Annotated in this window: 15 protein-coding genes; 5 read left to right on the top strand and 10 right to left on the bottom strand. The window is 72.1% G+C overall.

Annotation, left to right across the window (positions count from 1 at the left end; translation table 11 throughout):
• Positions 1 to 2073 carry an NAD(+) synthase gene (locus tag AC3ENQ_RS06560; RefSeq protein WP_431802886.1) on the top strand — a complete coding sequence of 691 codons (2073 nt, stop codon included), beginning with the start codon at positions 1 to 3 and terminating at the stop codon, positions 2071 to 2073.
• Positions 2074 to 2127: 54 nt separating this feature from the next.
• On the opposite strand, the gene AC3ENQ_RS06555 is transcribed toward AC3ENQ_RS06560, so the two are convergent.
• Positions 2128 to 2571: a DUF1622 domain-containing protein gene (locus tag AC3ENQ_RS06555; RefSeq protein WP_431802884.1), complete on the bottom strand. Its 444-nt coding sequence runs from the start codon at positions 2569 to 2571 to the stop codon at positions 2128 to 2130.
• A gap of 28 nt (positions 2572 to 2599) precedes the next feature.
• Entirely contained in the window at positions 2600 to 3187 is a 588-nt protein-coding gene (locus AC3ENQ_RS06550) for a 4'-phosphopantetheinyl transferase family protein (RefSeq protein WP_431802883.1), read from the bottom strand.
• Positions 3188 to 3335: 148 nt separating this feature from the next.
• Here AC3ENQ_RS06550 and AC3ENQ_RS06545 point away from each other — a divergent pair, with 148 nt between their 5' ends.
• Positions 3336 to 3902, top strand: coding sequence for a phosphorylase family protein (locus AC3ENQ_RS06545; RefSeq protein ID WP_431802881.1), 567 nt, complete (start codon positions 3336 to 3338; stop codon positions 3900 to 3902).
• 101 nt (positions 3903 to 4003) lie between these two features.
• Complete coding sequence (locus tag AC3ENQ_RS06540; protein ID WP_431802879.1) at positions 4004 to 4891, top strand: hypothetical protein; 888 nt, start codon at positions 4004 to 4006, stop codon at positions 4889 to 4891.
• A gap of 130 nt (positions 4892 to 5021) precedes the next feature.
• On the opposite strand, the gene AC3ENQ_RS06535 is transcribed toward AC3ENQ_RS06540, so the two are convergent.
• Complete coding sequence (locus AC3ENQ_RS06535) at positions 5022 to 5201, bottom strand: hypothetical protein (RefSeq protein WP_431802878.1); 180 nt, start codon at positions 5199 to 5201, stop codon at positions 5022 to 5024.
• Between the two features lie 68 nt (positions 5202 to 5269).
• Between AC3ENQ_RS06535 and AC3ENQ_RS06530 the strand changes: the two genes are divergently transcribed.
• Positions 5270 to 6301, top strand: a complete 1032-nt coding sequence (locus AC3ENQ_RS06530) for an FUSC family protein (RefSeq protein ID WP_431802876.1) — start codon at positions 5270 to 5272, stop codon at positions 6299 to 6301.
• A 61-nt stretch (positions 6302 to 6362) separates the two neighbouring features.
• Here AC3ENQ_RS06530 and AC3ENQ_RS06525 read toward each other — a convergent pair whose 3' ends face one another.
• Genes AC3ENQ_RS06525 through AC3ENQ_RS06515 form a run of 3 tightly spaced genes read right to left on the bottom strand, consistent with a single transcriptional unit; the run spans position 6363 to position 12171 of the window.
• Positions 6363 to 9407 carry an AAA family ATPase gene (locus AC3ENQ_RS06525; protein ID WP_431802874.1) on the bottom strand — a complete coding sequence of 1015 codons (3045 nt, stop codon included), beginning with the start codon at positions 9405 to 9407 and terminating at the stop codon, positions 6363 to 6365.
• Positions 9404 to 10627 carry an exonuclease SbcCD subunit D gene (locus AC3ENQ_RS06520; protein ID WP_431802872.1) on the bottom strand — a complete coding sequence of 408 codons (1224 nt, stop codon included), beginning with the start codon at positions 10625 to 10627 and terminating at the stop codon, positions 9404 to 9406. The genes AC3ENQ_RS06525 and AC3ENQ_RS06520 overlap by 4 nt, the downstream gene beginning before the upstream one ends.
• 50 nt (positions 10628 to 10677) lie before the next feature.
• Positions 10678 to 12171: an MFS transporter gene (locus tag AC3ENQ_RS06515; protein ID WP_431802870.1), complete on the bottom strand. Its 1494-nt coding sequence runs from the start codon at positions 12169 to 12171 to the stop codon at positions 10678 to 10680.
• 93 nt (positions 12172 to 12264) lie between these two features.
• Here AC3ENQ_RS06515 and AC3ENQ_RS06510 point away from each other — a divergent pair, with 93 nt between their 5' ends.
• Positions 12265 to 13086 carry an alpha/beta fold hydrolase gene (locus AC3ENQ_RS06510; RefSeq protein WP_431802868.1) on the top strand — a complete coding sequence of 274 codons (822 nt, stop codon included), beginning with the start codon at positions 12265 to 12267 and terminating at the stop codon, positions 13084 to 13086.
• A 25-nt stretch (positions 13087 to 13111) separates the two neighbouring features.
• Here the strand turns inward: AC3ENQ_RS06510 and AC3ENQ_RS06505 are convergent, their stop codons facing one another.
• From AC3ENQ_RS06505 to AC3ENQ_RS06490, 4 genes are all read right to left on the bottom strand, one after another.
• Positions 13112 to 13330, bottom strand: a complete 219-nt coding sequence (locus tag AC3ENQ_RS06505; protein WP_431802867.1) for a hypothetical protein — start codon at positions 13328 to 13330, stop codon at positions 13112 to 13114.
• Complete coding sequence (locus AC3ENQ_RS06500; RefSeq protein WP_431802865.1) at positions 13327 to 13593, bottom strand: hypothetical protein; 267 nt, start codon at positions 13591 to 13593, stop codon at positions 13327 to 13329. The genes AC3ENQ_RS06505 and AC3ENQ_RS06500 overlap by 4 nt, the downstream gene beginning before the upstream one ends.
• Before the next feature lie 90 nt (positions 13594 to 13683).
• Positions 13684 to 13983 carry a GNAT family N-acetyltransferase gene (locus tag AC3ENQ_RS06495; protein WP_431802863.1) on the bottom strand — a complete coding sequence of 100 codons (300 nt, stop codon included), beginning with the start codon at positions 13981 to 13983 and terminating at the stop codon, positions 13684 to 13686.
• Positions 13980 to 14351: a P-loop NTPase family protein gene (locus tag AC3ENQ_RS06490; protein WP_431802861.1), complete on the bottom strand. Its 372-nt coding sequence runs from the start codon at positions 14349 to 14351 to the stop codon at positions 13980 to 13982. The genes AC3ENQ_RS06495 and AC3ENQ_RS06490 overlap by 4 nt, the downstream gene beginning before the upstream one ends.
• Positions 14352 to 14775: the final 424 nt, after the last annotated feature.

Raw genomic sequence — 14775 nt, 5'->3', positions numbered from 1 at the left:
GTGAGCGAGACCCTTCCGTTCGAGAGCATCTACCGGCACGGGTTCGCGCGCGTCGCGGCCTGCACGATCCCCGTCGCGATCGCCGACCCGGCAGCGAACGCCGCCGCCGTGCTCGCGGCCGCCCGCTCGGCGCACGACGAGGGCGCGGCGGTCGCCGTGTTCCCCGAGCTGTGCCTGTCGGGCTACGCGATCGACGACCTCGTCATGCAGGACACCCTGCTGGATGCCGTCCGCGCAGCGATCCAGACGGTCGCCGAGGGCTCGCGCCTCATCCGACCGCTGCTGGTCGTCGGCGCGCCGCTCCTGCTCGGCGCACGCCTGTACAACTGCGCGGTCATCATTCACCGTGGCGAGATCCTGGGCATCGCCCCGAAGACCTACCTCCCGACGTACCGCGAGTTCTACGAGGCGCGCTGGTACGCGAGCGGAGCCGACGCCCCCGACACCGCGACGATCGGCGAGCGCGAAGTGCCCGTCGGCACCGATCTGCTCTTCGAGGCATCCGACGTGCCGGGGCTGGCCGTGCACGCGGAGGTCTGCGAGGACATGTGGGTGCCGATCCCGCCGTCCTCCACCGCGGCGCTCGCGGGGGCGACGGTGCTCCTGAACCTCTCCGGCAGCCCGATCACCGTCGCGCGCGCCGACGACCGGCACCTGCTCGCGAAGTCGCAGTCGTTCCGGTGCAACGCCGCCTACGCGTACGCCGCCGCCGGCGCGGGCGAGTCGACCAACGACGTCTCGTGGGACGGCCAGACCATGATCTACGAGGCGGGAACGCTCCTCGCCGAGACGCCGCGCTTCCCGGATGGACCGCGCACCTCCTATGCCGACGTCGATCTCGACCGCCTCCGCCAGGATCGCCTCCGTCAGGGAACGTTCGACGACAACCGGGTGGATGCCTGGGCGAGCGCCCGGCGCATCCCGTTCGAGCTCGTGCCGCCGGCCACCGTCACTGAGCTCCGTCGCCCGCTCGACCGGTTCCCCTTCGTCCCCGACGACGCCGCCCGACTCGACCAGGACTGCTACGAGGCGTTCAACATCCTGGTGTCGGGGCTCGTGCAGCGCATGCGCGCCATCGGTTCACCGAAGCCCGTCATCGGCGTCTCGGGCGGTCTCGACTCGACCCACGCCCTCCTCGTCGTCGCGCGGGCGATGGATGCCATGGACCGCCCGCGCAGCGACATCCTCGCCTACACGCTCCCCGGCTTCGCGACGAGCGAGCACACGAAGTCGAACGCGCTCGCCCTCGCCGAGGCGATCGGCGCGACGACCTCGACGATCGACATCCGCCCGATGGCGACCGAGATCCTGAAGGGCCTCGGGCATCCCTACGCGAACGGCGAGCCCCTCTACGACGTCACGTTCGAGAACGTGCAGGCCGGCGCCCGCACCGATTTCCTCTTCCGCCTCGCGAACCAGAACGGCGGCTTCGTCGTCGGCACCTCCGACCTCTCCGAGCTCGCCCTCGGGTGGGCGACGTACGGCGTGGGCGACCAGATGAGCCACTACGCCGTCAACGCGGGCGTGCCGAAGACCCTCATCCAGCACCTCATCCGCTGGGTCATCGCGCACAGCGACGACGAAACGCTGACGCCCGAGGCGAAGGACGTGCTGCAGTCGGTGCTCGACACCGAGATCAGCCCCGAACTCGTGCCCGCGGGTCAAGACGGCAAGGTGCAGTCCACCGAGGACACGATCGGCCCCTACGCCCTGCACGACTTCGCGCTCTTCCACATCCTCCGCTACGGGTTCCGGCCCTCGAAGATCGTGTTCCTCGCCGAGCAGGCGTGGTCCGACGCGGATGCCGGAGCGTGGCCGCCGGGGTTCCCCGCCGCCGACCGGTACGCCTACGACCGCGAGGCGATCGTGCGGTGGCTGCGCGTGTTCCTGAACCGGTTCTTCGGGTTCGCGCAGTTCAAGCGCACCGCGATCCCGAACGGCCCGAAGGTGCTGCCCGCCGGGTCGCTCTCGCCGCGCGGCGACTGGCGTGCGCCCTCCGACGGGAACGCGACGGCGTGGCTCGCGGAGCTCGACGCGGCGCTCGCGGCCGGCGACGAGGCGACACGGGACTGACGAGCGAGGCGCGGCCGGCGGGCGACGCGGGGCTGACCGCCGTCGCGCGAGCGCTCAGGACTCGCGCCCCGCGGCATCCGCCCGCCCGCCGTAGGCCCGCCCGCCGCGGCGCGCCGAACCGATTTCGCGCGACATCACCTGCGCACCGCTCGTCAGCAGGGCGCGCCGCCACGGAAGCACCCCGTCGATCTCGATCTGGATCGACAGCGACAGGATCGTCCGGATGAGCACGACGATGCCGAGGACGAGCGCCTCCTCGATGGAGGGCTTGGAGGTGATCGTGCGGATGAGGTCGGCCGCGACGAGGATCTCCAGCCCCAGCAGGATGGCGCCGCCGAGCGTGCGCCGGAGGGTCAGGTACGCCGCGCCGCCACCGTGGCCACGCGCCAGCTCGAGCGCAGCGAGCACGATCGCGACGGCGAAGCCGACGACGATCGCGACGACGCCGACGACCTCGAAGGTCACGGCGACACCCGTGAAGACCGGCTCGATCGTCACGCCCTCCCCCTCCTGCCGGCGCCCGCGCTCACTCCTTCGGCAGGATGCCCATGGCCAGCGTGATGACCCAGCCGTCGCGCGACGCGTCGATGAGCTTGTAGCGCATCTTGCGGTCGGGGATCCACCCGAGGTTCCGACCCGGGTCGAGCTTGACGCGCTCCGGAGCGACACGCACGCCGCGTCCGTCGGCCTCGAGCACCGCCTGCACGCGCACCCAGTGCTGCAGGAGGTCGGGGATGTTGCTCTCATCGATGAGACTCGAGTGCTTCTGCATGAGGCGGATGTCCGCGGCATCCGGATTCATGTCGCGGATGTCGATGCCGAGCGGCAGCCCCGGGTCGCAGATCGCGACGACGGTCGCGGCGCGGTAGCTCGCCGTCACGATCGCAATCGGCAACTCCTCGCCGTCGCGCGAGGCGATCAGACGTGTGTGATAGCCGAAGCCGCGCGGCGCCTCCCGCTCGATGCGGATGTCCTTCGCCTCGCAGGAGAGCCTGCCGGCGATGAGTTCCTGCGCGATGATGCGACGCCGATCGTGGACCGTCGTGCCTGGGTCCCAGCCGAGGCGCGCGGTGAACTCCGGAGGAGTCTCGAGAAGGACGGTCTGCAAGGCCATGATCGCTCCGATCGCTGAATCCGCACGACGGGCGCCCCGCCGACGCGAAGACACCCCTCGCCCCCATCTTGGACCACGATGACGCCACGCGGGCGGTGCGCACCGGTGTGAAAAAGGTGAGATGCCGCCTCGATGGGACACTGGAGGGGTGAAACTCCTCGTCGCCGCCCTGGACTCCGAACTCGTCGCCTTCGACCTCGACCCCGCCGGGTTCGAGCGCCTCGTCACCGGCCCCGGAAAGCTGAAGGCGGCGTACTCCCTCACGCGGCGCCTCGAGGCCGGCCGCGTCGACGAGATCGTCGTCGTCGGGACGGCGGGCTCGCTCGCGCCGGCCGGTTCCGTCGAGGCATCCGGTGTGTTCGACATCGCCGTGGCGATCCAGCACGACGTCACCGACCTCGAGGGCGTCGCGGGTCAGCACGTGTCCCTCCCGGCGCGCGTCGAGACCGGCCGCGGAACGGCGACGATCGCGACGGGCGACAGCTTCGTCGACGATGCGGATGCCGTGGCGTTCATCCGCGGCCTGGGCGCGACGCTCGTCGACATGGAGGCCTACGCGTACATCTGGGTCGCGCAACAGTACGGCGTGCCGATCACCGTACTGAAGGCCGTGTCGGACAACGCGCAGGACGGCGCCACCACCCACTGGGACGAGGCCGTGGCGGCTTGCAGTGTGACGCTGCGGCAGGAGATCACGAAGCGCTACGGCGTCTGAGGCCGGTAGCCTCGTTCTGGCGGCCCGTCGCTTTCGCGCGTCGCCGGGACATCTCATCCCACCGACTTTCACCACCGACTCTCCCACCGACGAAGGACATCATGTCGAACACACCGCCCAACGACCCGGCGGAGCCCCAGCGCCCGGTCGAGCCCACGCAGCCGACCGAGGTCTACCCGCCGGCCTACCAGGCGCAACAGCCCGCCTACGCGGCGCAGCCGCCCGCGGGCGGCGCCGTTCCCCCCGCCGGGTACGGTCAGCCGGGCTACCCCCAGCAGCCCAACGGCACGGGCCCCTCTGCGCCCGACACGCGTTCCAAGGGCGTCGCCTGGACGGCCCTGATCCTCGCGATCGTCGGCGTCGTGCTCGTGCTCTTCGGCTTCGTCCCGATTCCGTGGTTCGGCTTCTTCGCCGTGCTCCTCGGCGGCCTCGTGCTGCTGATCGCGCTGATCGTGTCGATCGTCGGCCTTGTCGGCAAGCGCAACGGCGGAAAGCCCCTCAGCATCACCGCACTCGTGCTGTCGGTCGTCGGCGGCATCCTGGGCGTCGTCGCCCTCCTGGCCTCGCTGGTGTTCATCGGTCTCGCAGCCGGCGGCACGTCGACGACGCCCGCCCCGACGGCGACCACCGACGCGAGCGAGAGCCCCGCGCCGACGCCGACCGATGAGGCATCCGCCTCGCCCTCACCGGAGGCGACCGCCCCCGACGCGTCGGCCGGCGACGAGGCGGCGTATCTCGCCGATGTGCGCCCGAAGGTGCAGGACATCATGGGGCAGCTCGACCCCTCGATCACGCCGGAGATCGTCGACAGCGTGTTCACCGACGACACCCTGCTGACGGTCGGCCGGGGCCTGCTCGTGACCGGACCGGACGGCATCGACGCGATCGTCGAGCAGACGCTGCCTTCGATGGGCGGCGCGATCACCGCCGACCAGCTGCGCTCGCTGTACCAGACGATCTACGACTCCGCGGACACCTACCTGCGCTGAGCTGGTCTCGGCCCGATTCGAGCCCCCGTCGCTGCGACCTCGCGTCGCGCGGCGGGGGCTCGTCGTCGCGTGACGGGAGTTTCGTCGCGCGGCGAGGGCTTCGCGCGCACGTGGGAGGGTGGGGGTCGGGTCAGTCTTCGCGGCGGCGCAGCAGCAGCTGCAGCAGGACGAAGATGACCACGGCGACGACCGCGACGATCCCGACCTTCGCGAAGAACCACGCGACCTTGAAGACGACGTCGACGAGGAACCACGCGATCACGATCGCGACGATCGCGCCGAGGATGGTCAGCACCGTGCTCTTGCTCATGTCTCCAGCCTAGGCCTCGGTCCGCGGCGACCGGCGCGGGGACCGACGTCAGCGCGTAGCGTGTGGACATGAAATGGTCGCTCCGCGTCGCCCGGCGCACGCCCCTTCTGCAGGTCGTCAAGTCGGTTGTCGCGACGATCGCGGCGTGGCTCGTCGCGGGCGCCCTCATCCCCGGCCCGCCGCCGGTGTTCGCTGCGATCGCCGCCCTGCTCACGGTTCAGCCCAGCGTCGGCGAATCCTTCGGGCGGGGAGTCGAGCGAACGGTGGGGGTGATCACGGGAGTGCTCGTCGCTTCGGCGATCGGGCTGCTCCTCGGCAACGGGTTCTGGGCGATAGCCCTCGCCGTCGCGGCCGCACTGCTGCTCGCGTGGGGGCTGCGCGCGGCGCCCGGAACGGCGAACCAGGTCGCCATCAGCGCCATGCTCGTCCTCGCACTGGGATCGGCGACACCCGGCTACGCCGTGGATCGCGTTCTCGAGACGGCGATCGGCGCGCTCATCGGTCTGATCGTCAACGTCGTCATCGTGCCGCCGCTGAGCCTCGCCCCGGCGCAGCAGAAGGTCGGCGCGGTGAACGACGCCACCGCGCGCAGCCTCGAGGCACTCGCCGACGCGCTCGTCGCGCCGCAGAGCGCCGCGCAGCTGCAGACGCTGCTCGACGACGCGCGGCTTCTGCGCGGCTCGGTGGCGGATGCCGAGCGCGCGCTCACCGACGCACGATCGTCGCTCGCCCTCAACCCGCGCGGAAGGACCCGAGCACGGGAGGTCGATGCCCTGGAGTCCGACGTGCAGCGTCTGTTCGCCATCGTGACGCAGACCATCGGCATGACGCGGGCGTTCGTCGACGACTACGACGACACGATCAGCGCCGACCGCGAGATCGGGTCGATCGCGGAGCAGCTGCACCGCGCGGGCCACGATCTGCGTCTGACGTCGCCGGGGACCGGTGCGCCGGTGAGCGACGAGCCGCCCGCGCTGACGCGTCCGCTCGAGGTGAACACCGTTCCGCCGCGGCACTGGATGCTCATCGGATCGCTTCTGGTCGACCTGCGACGCATCCATGAGGGGATCGCGCGCCCCACCCCTGCCGCGTCCGCGTGAGCAGGACCGCTGCGCACGGCGGCCCGATCCGGTCTCGGCGGAGGCCGTCCGGCCCGATCGATCAGGCGAGGACGGCGACGTCCTGCCGGATGACGCTCGGCCCCTCGGGCGCCGCCTCGACGCTGAGCTGCGCGGGGATCTGCTCCTTCATCGCCTCGACGTGGCTGATGACGCCGACGGTACGACCGCCGGCGCGCAGCTCATCGAGCGTCCGCATCGCAAGGTCGAGCGTCTCGGGGTCGAGTGAGCCGAACCCCTCGTCGACGAAGAGGGTGTCGAGGCGGATGCCTCCCGCGCGCGACGTCACGACTTCGCCGAGGCCGAGGGCGAGGGACAGCGACGCGAGGAAGGTCTCGCCACCCGACAGCGACTGCGGCGACCGCATCCGCCCGGTGTAGGCGTCGAGCACCTCGATGCCGAGCCCCGAGGCGCGTCCGCGCGCGGCGCGCGCGTCGGAGTGGTGCAGGCTGTAGCGGCCCGATGACATCTCGGTGAGCCGGAGATTCGCCGCCGCGACGATCTCCTCCAGTTCCGCCGCGAGGACGAAGGTCTCGAGGTCCATCTTCATCGTGTTGGGGGCGCGACCGGCGACGGTGTCGGCCAGGCGGATGACGGCCGCCGCGTCGTCGGCGAGACCGCTGACGGCCGCGGACGCGTCATCGACCTGCTGGGCGAGGTCGCGCAACCGTGTCGCGACCGACTCCGCGTCGAGGTGCGCGGCGATCGCGGCGGTGCGGGTGGTGTCGGCGTCGCGCGCGGCCGCGGAGACCGCGTCGAGATCGGCGTCGGTGGGATCGTCGTCGGTGAGCACGAGTTCGAGTTCGAGCAGGCGCTCACGCGTCCCGGCGAGGTCGGCGGCGTGCGTGGCGATGCGGGCGTCGAGCGCGTCGCGCTCAGCGGGCGAGAGGAGCGCCGCGCGGGCATCGGCTGCGGAGGAGAGCCCCGCGGCGTCCACGCCGACGCGCGCATCGTCCTCGGCGGCAGCCAGAGCGCGCGCGCGTTCGTCACGGGCCTCACGCGCGGTGGCGAGGGCGCGGGCGCGGGCGCGCTCTTCCGTCGCTGCCGCGATGCGCGCCGCGACGGTCGGGAAGTCGCCGCGCGCCTCGGCGATCGTGCGCGCTGCGCCGGTCGAGGCGGATCGGGTCGCGGCGTGCTCCTCCCCGAGGGCCGCGCGGCGCGCTCCCAGGTCGTCGCGAACGGTGCGCGCGGCGTCGATGCGCCGGTCGAGCGCGGTCAGGCGCTCGGTCAGGGCGGTGAGCTCGTCGGCGGCGGCATCGGCGGCATCCGCCTGCGCGGTGACGTCGGCGAGCGCGGCGACCAGCTCGAGCTCGCTCTGGTCGCCCGCACGCGCGCGGGCGGCGGCGAGTGCCTCGCGCGCGACGCGGGCCGCCTCGGCGGCATCGGCCGCGCCGCGCTGCGCGCCCTCGCGTGCCGCTTCCGCGTCGGCGAGCGCGTCGTCGGTGACGGGGTCGTCGGACGATGGAGCGGGCGCGGGGTGGCTGGTCGATCCGCAGACGGCGCAGGGCTCGCCGTCGACGAGGGCGGCCGACAGTTCGCCCGCGTGCCCGGCGAGGCGTCGGGCGAGAAGCGCTGTGACCGCGGTCGCGGCATCGCCTGCCGCGGTGCTGGCCTCGAGATACTCGCGCTCGGCAGCGACGCTCCGCTCCGACAGTCGAGCCGCCTCCCGCGCAGCGGCGAGCCGGGCCTCGAGCTCGGCGCGACGCGCCCCGAGGTCGTCTCGGCGTGCGGCACCGGCCCGAGCCGCGGCCGTCGCGTTCTCGAGGGCGGCGCGCTCGTCGGGCGCCGCGGCGAGGCGAGCGTCGAGCTCGGCGATCTCCGCGTCGAGCGCGGCGATCTCGGTTGCCTGGGCCTCGAGGCGCGCCTCGCGCTCGGACTGCTCCCGTTCGAGGGCGGCCGCGGCATCCCATCGGGCGATGTCGGCGGTCAGCGCGTCGATCCGTTCACCAAGGTCCACGGCCTGACTCTCGCCCGCGCGGTCGCCCGGCCCGTCGGCGAGGGCGTCGCCGCCGTGCGCGACCCATTCCTGCTCCGCCCGGTCGGCCAGCTGCGCGGCGGCCTCATGGGCGGCGGACGCACGGTCGACCACGTCGAGCGTCGCGCGGAGCGTCTCGGCGACGCGTGCGGCCGCGAGCCGGTCGCGGTCGGCGGAGATCGCCGGCTCGCGCTCCTCGAGCGCGGCGAGGCGCGTGCGCAGGGCCGCGCGCTCGCGGGCACGCTGCGCGCGCTCGGTGCGCTCGACCAGGTGCCGCGAGGCCTCGGATGCCGCGGCATCCGCCTGCTCGCGCGCGGTCGCCGCCTGCTCGACGCGATAGTCGGCGCGCGCCTGCGCCGCGAGGAGATCGTCTGCCGCGGCCCCCGCGTCGCCGGTCGCCTCGCCGGCTGCGCCTCCGCCGCCCAGGTCGTGCTCGGCGACGAGTCGCAGGGCGAGCTCCGTCAGGGTGCGCGCGTGCTCGCCGGCGGTGTCGAGTCGGCGCTGCGCGTCTTTGCGACGCTCATCGAGCGCATCGCGGTACTGCTCGAAACGGCGCGTGCCGAACAGGGTGCGCAGGAGGGTCTGCCGCTCGTCACCGGAGGCGAGGAGGAAGCGCGAGAACTTGTTCTGAGCGAGCAGGATCACCTGTTGGAACTGCTGCGCGTTGAGTCCGAGGATCTCGCCGAGCGTCTCACCGACCGTACGCGGCTTCGCGGCGCGGCCGATCCACTGCTCGCCCACGCGTTCTTCGAGCACGGCGCGGGCGGGCTCTGTCGTCAAGCCCCCGCGCTTGCCCCCGGCGCGCTTGGCAGGGCGGTCGTACTCGGGTGCCCGCGTGACACGCCAGCGCGTGTCGCCGATCGTGAACTCGAGGCGCACCTCGGTCGGATCGGCAGGGGCGCTGTGGTCACTGCGCAGGCGCTTCTCGGCACCGTCGTAGCGCGGCACGGTGCCGTAGAGCGCGAAGCTCACGCCGTCGAGGATGCTCGACTTGCCCGTACCCGTCCGCCCCGAGATGAGAAACAGCCCGTCGCCGGCGAACGCGTCGAAATCGATGCGCTGTGTTTCACGGAACGGCCCGAATCCGGTCAGTTCGAGCGTGTGGAGCCTCACGCGCCCACCCCCGCCGCGTCGCCGCGTACGACCGCGGCCGCCGGCGCGGCGCCGACGCCCTCTCCCGCCCCGGTGCGCACCCGCTCGTCGCGCACGTCGTTCCACACGTCGCTCTCGCGGTCGGTGAGGCCCTCACCCGAGCGCACGTGCGCGAGGAAGGCATCCAGCAGCTCCGTGTCGCTGCGGGCCGACCGCACGCGCTGCACGTACGAGCGCCCGTCGCTCTCCGCCGTCACGGCGGGTGCGTGCACGACCTTCGCGCAGAACGGGAACCGTTCTTGCAGCCGCCGCAGCGGGTCGGTCTGGGGAAGCATGTCGGTGTACTCGACGCACACCCAGGCGTCTTCGGCATCGGCGAGGCCCGGGTCGGCGAGAAGCTCGTCGAACGCGCCGCGCAGCGTCCGCAGACGCCGAGGCACCGGTAGCGGAAGCCATTCGACGTCCCCAAGCCCCTCGGCATCCAGCTCGACGAGCCACGAACCGCGCGGCTTGTCGCCCTCGCCGAAGCTGTAGTGCAGCGGCGCTCCCGCGTACCGGATGTGCGGCGCGAGCGTCTGCCGTCCGTGGATGTGGCCGAGCGCGGCGTAATCCACGCCGTCTAAGGCCTGAAGCGGTACGACGTCGAGGCCGCCCTGCTGGATGTCGCGCTCGAGATGCGGTGTCGGTTCAACCCCCGCCGCGAAGCAGTGCGCGATCGCGACCGACCGGCCGCGTTCTCCGCTCGCCTCTCGGGCGGCGAGATCGGCGCGGACGAGACCCATCGCGTGCCCGAGGGCGCCCGCCTGCGAACGCGCGTCGGGCCAGGTGTGTCGCACCAGCGCCGGTTCGAGGAAGGGGATGCCATATACGTGCACCGGCCCGTGCGCGTCGCGCACCGTCACGGGGATGCCGACCGCCGCGGGGTCGGTGAGCACGTGGATGCCGCTGCGGAGCAGCCCCGATTGGAAGCCGAGCCGGGCGGCCGAGTCGTGGTTGCCGCTCGTGACGATCACCTCGGCACCGGTGGCGGCGAGGCCGCGCAGCGTGTCGGAGAGGAGGGCGTAGCAGGCGGCGGCCGGCGTCGCGGAATCGAACACGTCACCCGCGACGATCACGACGTCGACGTCGTGCGCACGCACCTGGTCGGTCAGCGCCTCGAGCACGCCGCGCAACGCCTCGAGCGTGGAGTGACCGTGGAAGGTCCGCCCGATATGCCAGTCGGAGGTGTGCAGGATGCGCATGACTCCACGGTAGATCGACCCTCCGACATCGCCCGGAGGGCATGCCGCGATCAGCCCCCCGAGCCGCCCGCCCGGCGTTCGCGGCGTCGAGCCGCGAGGTCGACGAGACCGAGCACGAGGGCGACCGCGAGGAAGACGACGACCGCGAGCATCCCGTAGGCGTAGGCATCGTGGTAGACGTCGATCCCCTCGCGGCCCGCGCCCACGTCGCGGTAGACCGCGGCGTAGAACAGCGAGAGGGCGACAGCCGTGCCGACCGCCGTGCCGATCCGCTGCCCGAGCTGGCCGACCGACCCCGCGAGACCGCCCGAACGCGTCGGGATCTCCGCGAGCGTGAGCGTCTGGTTCGGCGCGACGACGAGCCCCGCCCCGGCCCCCGCGACCATCATGACCGCGGCCATCGCGTAGGCGACGATCCCGACCGGGACGGTGTAGGCCACGACGGTGAGGACGATCGCCGAGACGAGGACGATCGCCACGCCCCACACGACGAGCGGCCGGCCGAGCCGCGCCACGTTGTTGCCCCCGTACCAGGCGGTGACGGCACTCGCGAGCGCGAAGCCGATCGAGACCATCCCGGCGAACACCGGCGCGAGCCCGATGCCGAGCTGGAGGAACAGCGTCGTCAGCAGGAAGAGTGCCGGCACCGCCGTGAAGTAGGTCGTCGCGATGAGCGTGCCGTTGCGATACGAGTCGACGGTGAAGAGGGCGAACGGCACGAGTGGCGCCCGCCCGGATGCCGCATACCGGTGCTCCCACCAGGCGAAGGCGACCGCGAACACCGCGGCGAGGGCGAGCGTCCACCAGCGCCGTGGGTCGTCGTCGGGCGACCCGGTCGTCAGGAGGAACGGCCACATGAGCGTGATGATCATGATGCTGAACAGCACGAGGCCGATCGGGTCGAGCTCGAGGCGCGACGCGCTCGGCATCCTCGTTCGGGGCAGCAGGAAGATGACCCCCGCGAGGACGAGCAGGCACAGCGGCACGTTGATCCAGAAGATCCAGCGCCAGCCGTCCTGCGCGCCGCCGACCGCGATCATGAGGCCGCCGAGCGTCGGGCCGATCGCCGTCGCGATGCTGATCGTCGCGCCGAACAGGCCGAACGCGCGCCCGCGCTCCTTGCCGACGAAGATCTGCTGGATCGTGCCGATGACCTGCGGCATCTGGATGCCTGCGGCGAGCCCCTGCACGAGGCGCCCCGCGAACAGCACCTCGGCGTTGGGCGCGAGGGCGCAGACGACGCTCGTGATCGTGAAGAGCGAGAGGCCCAGGATGAACAGCTGACGCCGCGACCGCTGGTCGCCGAGGCGTCCGAACGGCACGAGGGCGAGGCCGAACATGAGGACGTAGCCCGACACGATGATCTGGAGCTCGGTCGGCGAGGCCCCGAGTGCCTTCTCGATGGAGGGGAGGGCGACGTTGACCTTACTGAGGTCCATGATCGTGAGCGCCGCGACCGACACGCACACCCAGAACGCGCGCCAGCGCTGGCCGTGGCCGAGCGGGATGCTGGCGGTGGGCGGAGAGCCGGGCGGTGTGGACATCGCACTCAGGCTATGCCCGCGGGGAGGCGCGGGGGCGATCCGCGTTCACCGTTCGCTCAGAAGACGCCTCCGCCCACCTCCTACGCTCATCTCATGGCGAAAGACGACGGGCCGGTCGAGAAGGCTGCGGATGCCGTCGACACGGCGATCGATGAGCTGACGGGCGTTCCGACCGACGACGGCGACATCGAGGAGTTCTCGTACGACGGGGCGACGCTCATCGCCGAGAAGCGCGGCGACCAGGCATCCCCGCGCACGGTCGTCCTCGTGCACGGGATCGGCATGGGCCGGAAGGTGTTCGCCGATCTGACCCAGCGTCTCGAGGACGATGCCCTCGTCGTCTCGCTCGACCTCCCCGGCTATGGCGACGCCCCCGAACCCCCGCGCACGCCGACGATGGAGCGCCTCGGCGACCTCGTGGCCGCGTACCTGCGGCATCTCGACCGGGGCCCGGTGACCCTCATCGGGCACTCGATGGGCACGCAGGTCGTCACCGAGACCGCGGTGCGCCACCCCGCGACGGTGCGCCGGCTCGTGCTCGTCGCCCCGACCGTTGACCGTCACCACCGGAGCGCATTCGCGCAGCTGATCCGGCTCGGCCTGGACCTCCTGGGCGAGAGCCCCAAGGTCCTGATCCTCGGCGCGCGCGAGTACCTGCGCGCCGGACCTCACCTCGGGCGCAAGATGCACGCGATGCTCGTACACCGTCCGGAGGACTCCTACCCGCGCGTCGCCGCGCCGACGCTCGTCGTGCGCGGCGAGGACGACCCCGTCGCGCCGCCGGAATGGTGCGACGAGGTGGTCGCCGCGATCCCGTCCGCGGAGAGCGTCGAGATCGCCGGGCACGGCCACGAGACGCTCATCCGCGACGCGGGTCCGGCCGCCGAGGCGATTCGCGCGTTCGCGCAGATCTGAGCGGCGCGGGCCGAGCCCCGCCCGCTCAGCGCCCCGAAGACAGTTCCGCGACGAGCGCGGCGATCCGCTCCTCGCCGAGCGCGATCCCTGTGTCGTCCAACCGCCGGCGTACGGCCTGCTCGACGGTGGCGGCGTTCTCGCCCGCGACGTCGGCGCGTAGCTGCGCGACGAGGCCGTCGAGCTTGTCCTGATCGGACGCGGCGTTCTGATCGAGCGCCGGCTCGTCCTGGGTCCCCTCGCTCACGAGCCGTCGCCCGTCGAGAGATCGGCGTCGACGCCCTGCGAGACCTCGGCGGCGTCGACGTCGTCGACAGCCTCGACGGAGTATCCGGTCGCCGGCCCGTCGGCATCCTCATCGGCATCCGATGGCAGCGCGGCCTCGGGCGCTTCGGCGGCCGAGCGCTCGCGCGTCTCCCCGTCGTTCACGTCGCCGCTCTCCCACCCTCCGGCGGGCTCGGCGTCGATGACACCCTCGGGCAGGTCGTTCTTCTCTCGCTGGTCTGACATGGCGCACCCTTCGTCGTCGGTGCGTCCACTGTCACCCGTCGTGACGCCCCAGGTCAGGGGCTTGACGGGGTGCGGGTGGGAAGGTAGCCATCAGCTCGCGCGACGCGCGGCGAGGATGCCGGACCGGTCGGGGTGCTGGTCGAACCAGTCGGCGACGTACCAGCAGACAGGGCTCACGGCGCGGTCGCCACGGGCCTCGAGGTCGGCGACGGCACGCTCGACGAGCTCGCCCGCGTAGCCGTGACCGCGGAACGTCGGGATCGTGTACGCACGCGTCATCGCAACGGTGCGCCCGTCATCGCGGTAGTCCAGGACGCTCACGAGGTCGGACCCCTTGTGCAGGGTGTAGCGCGAGGCATCCTTCTCATCGGCAAACGTCAGGTCGGTCATGTCTCCACGCTACGCCCGGTCAGCCGGGAGGGAGCTGAGCCACGCGTCGACCGCATGCTGCCCGGCCAGGTGCACAATGGGCTCCCCCGCCGCGATCCGCTCGAGCATGCGGGCACGGACGCGAAGGTGAGCGGTCCACGCCCAGCGCACGCGACGAAGGCGCGGATGAGGGAGCGCGCCTCATCGACGTCGCGCTGCGTCCAGTCGCGGTCCCAGAACACGGCGTCCAGGTCGAGCCGCGGCAGGCCCGTCCGGGCTGCGACGCGCTCGGCGAGACGGGACTTGCCCGACCCCGACGTGCCGACGATCCGGATGCGTCGAGGCGCGTCGCCGGGCGCGTCGCTCGGCGCGTCGGCGGGGGCAGGCATCCTTCGATTGTGCCGTGCGCGTCGGCTCCGTCACATTCCGTCATGAAGCCGGATGCCGGGGAGATCCGTTTGACACATCGCGGCACCGTTCGTCATAATCGGCCTCATGACTGACAACGCACGCACTCTGTCCGCCCGGGAGGCGAACGGATATGCCGGCATCATGATGCCGCGCGTTGCCATGTGTTGCCGAATGTGTTCCTGACGGTCACCCCCGCCGGGTCGCCCCTGATTCTCTGAGCACTCTGTCTCGGAACAGGGATCATCACGACCCCCGAGCCGCCGTCTCCTCCCGCGCACAACGCGGATGACGGATGCCTCGCACACGGCCTCCTCCGACTCCCGCTCCTCTTTCTCCTCCGAGTCGGCCGGCCCTTCGCCGCACACACCCGAACCCGCTCCGGCACCTCCGCCCGGGTTCCAC

This window comes from Microbacterium sp. bgisy203 (assembly GCF_057706945.1).
This window is presented reverse-complemented; position numbering and strand designations above follow the sequence as displayed.

Coding starts and splice junctions, on each gene's coding strand:
- AC3ENQ_RS06530 (WP_431802876.1), top strand. CDS start 5,270: ATGAAATGGTCGCTCCGCGTCGCCCGGCGCACGCCCCTTCTGCAGGTC.
- AC3ENQ_RS06550 (WP_431802883.1), bottom strand. CDS start 3,187: ATGGCCTTGCAGACCGTCCTTCTCGAGACTCCTCCGGAGTTCACCGCG.
- AC3ENQ_RS06535 (WP_431802878.1), bottom strand. CDS start 5,201: ATGAGCAAGAGCACGGTGCTGACCATCCTCGGCGCGATCGTCGCGATC.
- AC3ENQ_RS06490 (WP_431802861.1), bottom strand. CDS start 14,351: ATGCCTGCCCCCGCCGACGCGCCGAGCGACGCGCCCGGCGACGCGCCT.
- AC3ENQ_RS06515 (WP_431802870.1), bottom strand. CDS start 12,171: ATGTCCACACCGCCCGGCTCTCCGCCCACCGCCAGCATCCCGCTCGGC.
- AC3ENQ_RS06495 (WP_431802863.1), bottom strand. CDS start 13,983: ATGACCGACCTGACGTTTGCCGATGAGAAGGATGCCTCGCGCTACACC.
- AC3ENQ_RS06520 (WP_431802872.1), bottom strand. CDS start 10,627: ATGCGCATCCTGCACACCTCCGACTGGCATATCGGGCGGACCTTCCAC.
- AC3ENQ_RS06540 (WP_431802879.1), top strand. CDS start 4,004: ATGTCGAACACACCGCCCAACGACCCGGCGGAGCCCCAGCGCCCGGTC.
- AC3ENQ_RS06510 (WP_431802868.1), top strand. CDS start 12,265: ATGGCGAAAGACGACGGGCCGGTCGAGAAGGCTGCGGATGCCGTCGAC.
- AC3ENQ_RS06500 (WP_431802865.1), bottom strand. CDS start 13,593: ATGTCAGACCAGCGAGAGAAGAACGACCTGCCCGAGGGTGTCATCGAC.